The 10,462-nt window shown below is 52.5% G+C and carries 9 protein-coding genes; 4 read left to right on the forward strand and 5 right to left on the reverse strand.

All coding sequences use genetic code 11. The features are described 5' to 3' along the window. Positions 1 to 83 precede the first annotated feature (83 nt). The 3 genes from tnpA to tnpC are packed head-to-tail and all read left to right on the forward strand — an operon-like array spanning position 84 to position 2,428. The gene (tnpA, locus tag C7H09_RS14565; protein ID WP_106761476.1) at positions 84 to 401 is read left to right on the forward strand and encodes an IS66 family insertion sequence element accessory protein TnpA; all 318 of its coding nucleotides are present in this window, start codon (positions 84 to 86) and stop codon (positions 399 to 401) included. After that, a complete protein-coding gene (gene tnpB / locus C7H09_RS14570) occupies positions 401 to 769 on the forward strand; it encodes an IS66 family insertion sequence element accessory protein TnpB (protein WP_106761477.1) in 369 nt (122 codons plus the stop codon). Before tnpA ends, tnpB begins: the two co-directional genes overlap by 1 nt. 57 nt (positions 770 to 826) lie before the next feature. Next, the gene (gene tnpC, locus C7H09_RS14575; protein ID WP_106762036.1) at positions 827 to 2,428 is read left to right on the forward strand and encodes an IS66 family transposase; all 1,602 of its coding nucleotides are present in this window, start codon (positions 827 to 829) and stop codon (positions 2,426 to 2,428) included. Positions 2,429 to 3,281: 853 nt separating this feature from the next. Here the strand turns inward: tnpC and C7H09_RS14580 are convergent. After that, positions 3,282 to 4,469, reverse strand: coding sequence for an acyl-CoA dehydrogenase (locus C7H09_RS14580; RefSeq protein WP_106763945.1), 1,188 nt, complete (start codon positions 4,467 to 4,469; stop codon positions 3,282 to 3,284). A 162-nt stretch (positions 4,470 to 4,631) separates the two neighbouring features. On the opposite strand from C7H09_RS14580, the gene gcvA reads away from it, so the two are divergent. Beyond that, positions 4,632 to 5,528 (forward strand): transcriptional regulator GcvA, encoded by an 897-nt coding sequence (gcvA, locus tag C7H09_RS14585; protein ID WP_106763948.1) that lies wholly within the window; start codon positions 4,632 to 4,634, stop codon positions 5,526 to 5,528. Between the two features lie 77 nt (positions 5,529 to 5,605). On the opposite strand, the gene C7H09_RS14590 is transcribed toward gcvA, so the two are convergent. The 4 genes from C7H09_RS14590 to C7H09_RS14605 are packed head-to-tail and all read right to left on the reverse strand — an operon-like array spanning position 5,606 to position 10,076. After that, positions 5,606 to 6,577, reverse strand: a complete 972-nt coding sequence (locus C7H09_RS14590) for an NAD(P)H-dependent flavin oxidoreductase (protein WP_106763951.1) — start codon at positions 6,575 to 6,577, stop codon at positions 5,606 to 5,608. 36 nt (positions 6,578 to 6,613) lie between these two features. Then, positions 6,614 to 7,066 (reverse strand): MaoC/PaaZ C-terminal domain-containing protein, encoded by a 453-nt coding sequence (locus C7H09_RS14595; protein ID WP_106763954.1) that lies wholly within the window; start codon positions 7,064 to 7,066, stop codon positions 6,614 to 6,616. Between the two features lie 2 nt (positions 7,067 to 7,068). Beyond that, positions 7,069 to 8,664, reverse strand: a complete 1,596-nt coding sequence (locus C7H09_RS14600) for an AMP-binding protein (RefSeq protein WP_106763956.1) — start codon at positions 8,662 to 8,664, stop codon at positions 7,069 to 7,071. A gap of 59 nt (positions 8,665 to 8,723) precedes the next feature. Beyond that, a complete protein-coding gene (locus tag C7H09_RS14605) occupies positions 8,724 to 10,076 on the reverse strand; it encodes a short-chain fatty acid transporter (RefSeq protein ID WP_106763958.1) in 1,353 nt (450 codons plus the stop codon). Positions 10,077 to 10,462 lie beyond the last annotated feature (386 nt).

The following is a 10,462-nucleotide window of genomic DNA, read 5'->3' on the forward strand; positions in this document are numbered from 1 at the left end:
GTAAGCGCCAATAAATCCGCACCTGTAGCTGACGCCCGAGTTTCGCCACACTGATTCCTGCTTTCACATTAAAGAGGAATCCGATGACTACCCCTGATTTACACCAGTTCTGGCAAGAGACGCTGTCGGACTGGCAGGCCTCGGGCCTGTCCGGTGCAGCCTACTGCAAACAAGAGTCGCTTGTTTATCATCGGTTTGTCTACTGGCGGCAGAAGCTGACCGGTCGTGTCGAATCCAGTGATGAACCGGTTCACGCTCGATCCGGATTCACTCGCGTGACTCCGACTCCGACTCCGGATGCCGGAGTCAGTTTGACCGTGTCACTGCCCGGCGGCGTATCGATCACCGGTCTGCATGCCGGTAATATCGATTTGCTGGGTGCCGTCTTGAGACAGCTGTGATGCGTCACCGCTATCTGCGCCCTTCCAGGGATTTGCCGGAGATCTACCTGTACCGAAAGCCCATCGACTTCCGCAAGCAGGCCAACGGCCTGGCCCTGCTGGTTGAACAGGAACTGGGGCACAGCCCATTCTCCGGTGCACTTTACGCCTTCACCAACCGGCAGCGGAACAAGATCAAATGTCTAATGTGGGAAGACAACGGCTTTGTGCTCTATTACAAAGCCTTGGCTGAGGAAAAATTCAAGTGGCCAGGGCCTGCGGATGAGCTGATGCCGCTGACCGGTGAACAGATCAACTGGTTGTTGGACGGCTACGACATCAGTCTGTTGCGGGGCCATAAAACCCTGCACTATGAGAGTGTCGGATAGCCCTTTTTGCATTACGTTTTAGGTGTGCCAGGGCATTGTTTTTGCTATAATTCCGCCATGAAATCAACGCCTGATAACGCCCTCAAAACCCCGGATCTCAACGGTTTATCGACCGCTGAGATGGTGGCGGTTATCAGCGGCCTTCAGCAGCAACTCGCCTCCAAAGAAGACGCCATCCAGCGACGAGACGCTCGCATCGAGATCCTCGAAGAACTGCTGCGCCATAAGAAGATCCAGCAGTTCGCCGCCAGCAGTGAAAAGCTGCCCAATCAGATCCTGCTGTTCGATGAGGTCGAGCTGGAAGTCGAGATTGATGAACTGCGCGATGAGCTGCCGGACGATGTCGAAGAGGAAGAGACGCCCCGCCGTTCCCGCAAGCGCCGCCAACGTGGCTTCTCCGATACGCTGCTGCGTGAGCGTATTGAATTAACCCTCAGCGACGAAGAGAAAGCCGGTGCCAGCAAGACCTTCTTCACCAAGGTGAAGGAAGAGCTGGAGTACATTCCCGCTCAACTGAAAGTGCTGGAGTACTGGCAGGAAAAGGCGGTGTTCGAGCAGGACGGCGAAGAGCGCATTGTTGCGGCTGCCCGTCCGGCGCGCCCGCTGGGCAAGTGCATCGCCACCCCGTCACTGCTGGCTTACCTCATTACCTCCAAGTATGCCGACGGTCTGCCGTTGTACCGTCAGGAACAAATGTTCCAGCGCCTGGGGCATGAAGTGAGTCGCACCAGCATGGCTCACTGGATCATCCGGCTGAATGACGTCTTCCAGCCGCTGATCAACCTGATGCGGGAAACCCAGAATAGCGGTGATTACCTGCAAGCCGATGAAACCCGGATCCAGGTGCTCAAGGAAGACGGTAAGACCGCCCAATCCGACAAATGGATGTGGGTCACCCGGGGTGGTCCACCGGGAAAACCTTCGGTTCTGTTCGAGTATGATCCATCACGAGGTGGCAAGGTACCGGTGCGTCTGCTGGATGACTTCCAGGGCATTCTGCAAGCCGATGGCTATTCCGGCTATGGGCAGGTCTGTGCCACGAACAAGCTGACGCGGATCGGGTGTTGGGATCACGCGAGACGTAAGTACGTGGAGGCGTCCCGGGCGGCACCGGCCAAAGGCAAAAAAGGCCAACCCTCAAAGGCGGATGTAGCCCTGAGCCACATCCGCAAACTGTACGCCATTGAAAAGGCCGCCCGGGATCTGAGCGACGCGGAGCGATATCGGGTTCGCCAGGAAAAGAGTCTGCCGTTGTTGAACGCCTTTAAAGCCTGGCTGGAGAAAAATGCCCCCAAGGTGATGAAAGGCCTGCTTACCCGTCAGGCCATGGATTACACCCTGAACCAATGGGACTACCTGGTCGGCTACTGTGAGCGCGGTGACCTGAAGATCAGCAATGCCGGAGCCGAGAACGCCATCCGCCCGTTTGCCCTCGGCAGAAAGGCCTGGCTCTTCGCCGATACCTCACAAGGGGCGAAAGCCAGCGCCACCTGCTATTCGCTCATCGAAACCGCCAAGGCCAATGGCCTGGAGCCTTCAGCTTATATCCACCATGTGTTGGAACGCATTGCTGAGTCCGACACGCTGGAGAAGCTCGAAGCGTTGCTGCCCTGGAATGCCGAGTTGCCAGCTTCGAAAAAAGTGGCTCAATACGATTAGGGCAAGCGGGGCGATTTAACGGCGCTTACAGGATAAGTCGGTCGCCAAGGTGGGTAATAGCATTAACAACTTTGTTAAAGTGAGACCCCGCGTTGAAGCTGCATCTCCCCCTTGCAGTTTTCACTCACCAACCCTGATCGAAATTTACGGACGAGACTGTTATTGTTTATTCAGTTCAACAATCTAGACCACCATGGATCCTAAAAGGGTGTCCGGTTTCTGGACACCGAAATCCTGACAATTTGGCACTCCCCGACCTGACAAAATCGGATCCAAATATCTATTTAGAGAGCCTGGAGGGCACCGATCAAATGTCCTGTTTCCGGACATCGGTTACCTGACAAAGATGTGCCACACTTCGGTGTTAATTGGCTTAAAATGCTGATATATAGGGGTTTTGGAGGCTGGTGTTTTTTGCTTTAGGTGTTTGATCTTTGAGACTTTTCACCGATTTAGACCGGTTGCTGCCTACCTTGGAGGGCGCCCTCCGGAGGCAGAGGTCAGAGGTTCGAATCCTCTCGGGCGCGCCATATTCAACAAAAAAGCCCACCTTGCGTGGGCTTTTTTGTGGAACTCTGGTTTGCCGGAGGGCAGGTGCAGAACCTCCGTTCGACAAATCGCGAACGCGATTTGGGCGCCGGAGCCTGCGACGGCGGGGCGAAGCCCCGGAAGATCGCCCTGAGGCGATCTGGAGTCAATCCTCTCGGGCGCGCCATTATTTTCAAAGGCTTGCGTGAAAACTCAGGCCTTTTTTGTTTGGCTGTATCCAAAGTGTGTCCACGGTTTTAAGGGCATTTCCGATCTTGGGTTTTTGACCTTCGCATAGCCCCGGCCGCGAGAAAATTGCGGCCCATCAACCCGAGAAAGCCTGAATGCCGGTCTGCGCTCGCCCCAAGATCAACGCGTGTACATCGTGGGTACCCTCATAGGTGTTCACCACTTCAAGATTAACCAGGTGACGAATTACACCATATTCGTCAGAGATGCCATTTCCTCCCAGCATATCCCTGGCGAGGCGGGCTACATCAAGCGCTTTGCCGCAGGAATTTCGTTTCATTAACGATGTAATCTCAACCGCGGCAGCTCCAACATCCTTCATACGCCCAAGCCGCAGACACCCCTGCAGACCGAGCGTGATCTCGGTTTGCATATCCGCGAGCTTTTTCTGAATGAGTTGGTTGGCAGCCAATGGTCGACCGAACTGCTTTCGGTCCAGCGTATACTGCCGCGCTGTATGCCAGCAAAACTCAGCCGCTCCCAATGCGCCCCAAGCGATACCATAGCGGGCAGAATTAAGGCACGTAAATGGCCCTTTCAACCCAGTTACGCCCGGCAATAAGTTTTCCTCCGGCACAAAAACCTGATCCATCACGATCTCACCGGTAATCGATGACCGCAAGCCAACCTTTCCATGAATCGCGGGCGCGCTCAGGCCAGCCATTCCTTTTTCCAGAATGAAGCCCCGAATGAGCCCATCCTCGGTTTTTGCCCAAACCACAAACACATCAGCGATAGGGCTGTTGGTAATCCAGATCTTATTTCCTGTGAGCAGATAACCTCCATCCACCTTCCTGGCACGACTCGCCATACTGCCCGGATCGGAACCATGGTCAGGTTCGGTAAGACCAAAACAGCCAATAAGCTCGCCGCTTGCCAAACGAGGAAGGTACTTACGCTTCTGATTTTCTGTCCCAAACTCGAATATCGGCACCATTACCAGCGAGGACTGCACACTCATCATCGAACGATAGCCCGAATCTACATACTCCACCTCGCGCGCCACTAAACCATATGCAACGTAGTTAAATCCTGCGCCACCGTACTCTTCCGGGATAGTCACACCCAGAAGCCCCAGCGCCCCCATCTCTTTAAATATCTCGACGTCCGTATGCTCATTCCTGAAGGCATTCAAAACTCGTGGAGCGAGCTGCCTCTGGGCATACTGATGCGCTGTATCGCGGATCATCCGCTCCTCTTCAGTGAGCTGGTCATCCAGCAAAAGCGGACTTGCCCAATCGAATTCAGCTTTATTCGAAGCCATCGCATCTATCCTTTGAAAAGGTTACTTTGAGGTGCATAATGATAAAAATGCACAACTTTTGATAAGGTTGATTGTAAGGAGCTGGCCCAGGCGCTACCAAACGACTTTTCGGCACTGGTCTGTGCATTTTTCTCACAAACGAAACTCTTCAGCCACACCCCAATGAGACGAAAGATTCCAAGCACCACAGCCCTTGTCGGTTTTGAAAGAGCAGCCCGGCATCAAAGCTTTACTAAAGCAGCCGAAGAACTATCGCTAACACAAAGTGCAATATGCCGACAGGTAGCCGGGCTTGAAGAATTCCTCGGAGTGGAACTATTTGAACGAGAGCGTCAGGGCGTTTGCCTCACCGAGGCTGGCAAGAATTACTTCCGCAGAATAACCAACCGGCTGGATGAGCTTGAACGGGACACCCTTGAACTGATGGGAGATCACCAATCTGACAAAACCATCGAACTGGCAGTCGTACCGACTTTCGGAGCCCGCTGGCTAATGCCACGCTTGCAGCGCTTTCGGGAGAAACATCCGGGTATCACGGTAAACCTTACCAACAGAACCAAGCCTTTTCTTTTCTCCGATACACAATTCGATGCAGCTATTTATTTTGGTGATGGCGATTGGCCAGGAACCGACGCATATCCCCTGATGCACGAAAATCCAACACCCGTGTGCAGCCCGGAACTTATTGCACCAACGACCTCTCTCCTGCCAGAGGAAATCCCTAACTACACGCTACTTCAACAAACAACACGCCCCTACGCCTGGCGCGAATGGTTTGATTCAACAGGACTACAAGTGACCCGGGATCTAGCCGGCCCCCGATTCGAGCTCTTCACCATGCTGGCACAAGCGGCAATACACCGCATGGGCATAGCGCTCATCCCTCCATTTTTGATACACGATGAGCTGGAATCAGGCCGGCTCATTTGCCCCATCGATCACAGTTTCGAGAGCAAGTGGGCCTATCACTTTGTACTTCCGAACAAAAATCGCGAGAGTCAGGCGCTATGTGACTTTCGGGACTGGCTAATTTCAGAAATCACCCTCTTCTGCCATTGACAAACATTGTGAAACAGCACCATGCGGTTGACAGATCTCGCATCCGCATGGTGCTTTTCTTCCTGCTGCCCCTAGCCTCAACGACAACGGCAAAGCTTGTCGAGTGCAGCGTCATACTCAGCTTTCATACGAGCGACAATCTCTCCAGCTGGAGGCAAGTCATCAATCATGGCTACGCCTTGTCCAGCGCCCCAGATATCTTTCCACGCCTTAGCTTTTGATCGCCCGTCTTTGAAGCTCATCTTACTCTTATCACCCACAGGCAAATCATCAGGATCCAGCCCGGTTCGGCGAACACTCTCCTTAAGGTAGTTACCATGAACACCGGAGAAGTAGTTGCTGTATACAATGTCAGACGCCCCCGACTGCACTATGCATTCTTTATATTCATCCGCTGCGTTGGCTTCTTTCGATGCAATAAAACGGGTTCCCACATAGGCAAAATCAGCGCCCATGGCTTGCGCGGCCAACACCGAGTCTCCGGTTGCAATCGAACCGGCAAGAACCAGAGGGCCATCAAAGTGCCTACGAACCTCACCCAGCAAAGCGAACGGTGACAACGTTCCCGCATGCCCACCAGCCCCGGCTGCCACGAGAATCAGGCCATCAACACCCGCTTCCAGAGCTTTCATCGCATGCCGCAAGTTGATGACATCATGCAAAATGATGCCGCCATAGCTATGCACCTCGTCCACAATTTCCTTAACCGGCGCACGGAGCGAGGAGATGATGATCGGTACTTTATGTTTAACACAGGTCGCCACGTCCTGCTCCAGTCGCACGTTCGAGGAGTGAGAGATCTGGTTAACTGCAATTGGCCCTACTGGTTTACCTGGGTTGGCAACTCTGAAGCTGGCCAACTCTTCGTTCATCATCGTCAACCACTCATCCAGCAGCTCTGGCTGCCGGGCATTCAAGGCCGGAAAAGAACCTACAATGCCTGCTTTACACTCCGCCAGAACCAACTCTGGGTAACTGACAGTGAACATAGGGGATGAAATCACAGGCAATGTCAGGTTCTGCAAAACTTCGGGAATTCTGTTGCTCATACTATCTCCAAGCGCTAATCGATGGGCCCATCTGCCTCAGGATCCTTTTTTCAGGATCAACATATCGGATTCGCCACTCTGGACGACGTCATTGTTTTGATTAACCAACTCCAGACGACGGTTAACCCTACCCACCTTCTTACTTTCGCCAGCTTCAGCTTCAAGAATAGTGAGCCGCAGGTGGAGCGTTGTGCCAATCGTAATCGGCTTTACAAAAGTCCACTCCTTGATAGACATCATTGCCACAGCCGATTTCTCGAAGATGCCCAAGGCATGAATCATCCCCGTCGCGATAGCTATTCCCAGCGCGCCGTGCACAAGACGCTCACCATACCGGGTATCTTTTGAAAACTCTTGGTCACAATGAATCGGGTTCCAGTCTCCGGAAAGCATGGAAAAAAAAGTCATATCGGTCTCAGTAATGGTTCGAGCAGCACTTTCAAAACTTTGCCCAACCACCAGGTCTTCGAAATATAGGGAATGGTCCATTGTCACGCACCTTCTTGCAGATTGTCTTGAGCCAAGGCCCGTAGCTTGCCCCGCTGAACCTTAAGCCCGTTGGCGCTTTTGGTTACCGGATAATCATCGACAAACCAGACCCTGTAGGGGACTTTGAATCCAGCCAGTTTTCGCTTCGCGGAATCAATAATCGCCTCTTCACTCAAGGTGGCACTGCCATCATCCTGGACAAACGCAACGACTCGCGCTTTGCCGTCGATCTCAACGCCTACGATATAGGCGTCCTCCACACCGGGTATGCTCTTCAGAACAGACTCAATTTCCGATGGATTAATCAAAAAACCACCCAAGCGTATTGCATCGCCCATTCGAGACTCATACACCAGGGAACCATCTCCTCTCAGATAACCGAGATCCCCAGTTCGGTAGAAACCGTCATCAGTAAATGCCTTCCGAGTCGCCTCCGGGTTGTTCAGATAACCAATAAAATTGGTCGGACCCTTGATTTCGATTTCCCCGGTTTCTTCAGCCGGCAGCAGCCTCCCTGATGCGGCATCCCGAATACGTATCTCAACAAGCTCCCTGGCTGCAGGAACCCCCCCCCCACGAATTTTTTCCTGGACCGGCCGCTCTCCTGTCTGGGAGGAAAATATGGCGAGAACCTCACTGGATCCATACAGACCACAAAGGGGGATACCACGCTCCCAGGCTGCCAATGCATAGTCATTAAAACTGGATGTGAATGCTCCGAAACCAAACAGACGAGCTGATGGGAACGGCTTATCCCCCTCCGCTGCATCAATCAGCTTACGGTATAGCTCATCACTTCCATAAACGTGGCTCACTCCATATTTCTGTATGAGCGATGCTGCCTCACGACCATCGAATGCCGCCATGATGATCGTCGGACAGCCCGCAGCCATGGCGGCCAGGACCGCATTCAAACCAAAAGCCCCACAAAACGGCAGCACCGACAACAAAGCAGAATCGGGCAGAGTCATACCATAACTCGATGCACAGTAGTGCCCGTGTCGAACGAGGTTTTCCTGGGTCTGCATGACCAGTTTCGGGCCACTGGTTGTGCCAGAGGTAGAGAACAAAATGCAGACACTACTGTCATCTTGCACTTGCTCGCTGGAGGATTCCGTACCCGACATCTCCGTGCTTGTTACCGCAATGCCGCTCAAGGAATCCGGCAAGATCTCGTCAGCCCCCAGAAACGCTATTTTTTCCAGAGAGCGCAACGCACCTTCATCGATCTGATTAAAAATATCAATAAAATTAATGTTCCGGAACTGGCTCTGCATAATAAGCAGTCGTGGCTGGGACTTCTCGATCATGTAGCCAATTTCATGACTCTTATAGCGGGTGTTCAATGGTGCAAGAACCGCCCCAATACGCGCCAACGCGAAGAAAAACGCCAGCCACTGAGAGCTATTCACCAGCCACATCGCAACAGTGTCGCCTTTACCAACACCCTGACTCCGAAGCCAACTCTCTTTCTCACGGCATAGCCTGTCAAACTGCTGAAAACTAATGTTCTGGTCGCCTTCAATAAAGGCCACGGACTCAGGTGCAGTCTTGAGGTTATCTTCTACCAGACGGTAAAGAAGGTTACTGCTGCCCATAATTCAATCTCCATGTTGACTCATCTCGTGCTCAAGTTCTGAACTGGTAACGCCTATACTCAAGCGGCCATATAGCCCCATAGCAGCGTGGCGGCTCCGAACACAATTCCCAGATAACCCAGTATCAGGACGAGGTACCCCATAATCTCACGAAGCTTAAGCCCGGAGATTGCGAGCGCGGGAAGCAGCCAGAATGGCTGGACCATATTGGTCCACTGATCCCCCATCTGCACTGCCACTGCTGTAGCCCCGTAAGAAGCCCCCAGTTCTTTTGCAGCCTCAATCATCACCGGCCCTTGAACAGCCCATTGACCACCACCAGAGGGCGCCAGAATGTTGATCAGACCGCCACTGATAAATGACCAGAACGGAAGGGTTTCTGCAGATGCCAGTCCTACAAAAACGTCAGAGAACGAAACCATCAGGCCGGAGCCGACAAGGATACCCATGATGCCCGCATAGAAAGGATACTGGATGACTACACCGGAAACCGTCTTGATGCCATCGTTAAGGGCTTCCAGAAAGGCAGAGGCACGCGCAAACAAAAGAATGGCCAGAAACAAGAAACCAAAGTTCAAACTGTTCAGGTTAAGAGAACCATCTGCGCTGATGTACAGAAACAAGTAAAGCATTCCCAAAACACCGATAGAGATGCCAAAGAACCGGCTGTCGTTCATCTTCTGGGAGAAGGTCTTATTAACATACGCAGGCTTTTCTGCCTCTCGGGCTTCATCTTCGGCCTTTTTGCGAACAACCTCATCACAGTCAATCTCATGGATATGTTCAGGGTCGGTTGGATGCATCAACATGTTGAAAATGGGCAACGTTGCCAGAACGAACAGCGACGTACCCAACAACAGAGGAGAGAAAATCGTCTCTTCCAGAGGGACAACACCCATCATGCCTTCCAGAAAGTGACCATCGGTCGCAATCAATAACGGCACAGTACCAGACATGCCAATGCCGTAAACCGACAATCCCGAGTAGGCAGCCGCAATGGCCAACGGAAAGTGCAGGCCTTTGACGTTGATAGCCAGCTTTCTGGCCACAACGCTGCCAACAATCAAGCCAAAGCCCCAGTTGAACCAGCACCCGACAACACCTGCCAGCGTTGCGATTACGATAGCCTTACGAGGAGAAGTGACTTTGCTTGTGATCGCATCCAGAAAGCGATCCACTAATGGCGTTTTAGCCAGTACATACCCGGAAATCAGGATGATCGCCATCTGCATGGCAAATGATAAAAGCGACCAGAAGCCATCGCCCCACAGGGTGACCACTTTCGCCACCGCAACCCCCTCTGCAACCACCGCAAGACCGGTAGTGAGAAGCGTAAGCGTTATCGCGATCACAAAGGCATCAGGCATATACCTGTGCACCAGGTTAGTAAAAAAGGTAACTAATGCTTTCATTTCCGCTCCTGTTTTTTTTGTATTAAGTGCGCCGACGGGTCATCTCAGCCAACGGACTACTCAACCGCATCTTCGCCGTTTATCGACAGCCGTAGAATTCGTCTTTGTTGAAAGGCCCCTTAAGACACTAAAAACAAAGAACTTTCTGACACAGAAAGGGGAACGAAAAACCCAAAAGCATGGTTCGGCCAATCCAGCCGGACCTTTTCGACCAAGCGGACTAAAGACCGTTATCGTTGGTTTGGGTAATGAGTCGACCCTGCAAAAGCAAAAACCTTAACAAAGGCAATGAGTTGGCCTGATTTCGGGGTATAATATCCACCAGAAATCTCTCCGTTTCGCCCAAAAACCGGAAGAAAACGCCATGATTCCACGGGATAAGCGCC

Origin of the sequence: Marinobacter fuscus (assembly GCF_003007675.1) — a bacterium.
Classification (GTDB): Bacteria; Pseudomonadota; Gammaproteobacteria; order Pseudomonadales; family Oleiphilaceae; genus Marinobacter; species Marinobacter fuscus.